Source organism: Undibacterium sp. Ji22W, assembly GCF_049340305.1.
Lineage (GTDB): Bacteria > Pseudomonadota > Gammaproteobacteria > Burkholderiales > Burkholderiaceae_D > Undibacterium.
The window spans coordinates 1-457 of the sequence record NZ_JBMPOU010000013.1 but is presented as its reverse complement, the minus strand read 5'-3'; the positions used below and the strand labels follow the sequence as shown (position 1 = coordinate 457).

The window sequence follows — 457 nt, the reverse complement described above, 5'->3', positions numbered from 1 at the left end:
CCACTGACATTGACGCTCGCTGGCAATGCGCTGGTATCGACACCCGCTGTCGCGACACCGCTCCAGTTCAAGGCGACCGCAACACTGCTGCCGACTGGAACACTGACGGCATTGCCGCTGCTGTCTTTGAGGGTGACCGTGTACGTTAAGACGCCACCTTCGGCAACACTCGCTGCATCGACACTGATGTGCGCATAGACGGTATCGCTTGCTGCTGGGACGGCTTCATCGGTGATCGCGCTGCTTGCTGTGTTGCTGCTGCCGACCGCTACTGCTTCATATTTACTGTTCGTATCGGTGACACCACTGATCGTGGCGATCAGGGATTCAGAACCTTCTTTCAAATAATCATCGGTGGCAGTGACTGTAAATGTCGTGCTGCTGCCGCCACTGACATTGACGCTCGCTGGCAATGCGCTGGTATCGACACCCGCTGTCGCGACACCGCTCCAGTTCA

At 57.1% G+C, this 457-nt stretch carries 1 protein-coding gene; it reads right to left on the bottom strand.

Features of this window, described 5'->3' with window-relative positions:
- Window positions 1-457 (bottom strand): hypothetical protein (locus ACO0KW_RS20375; RefSeq protein ID WP_423055173.1); only part of this gene is annotated, 457 nt, incomplete at both ends.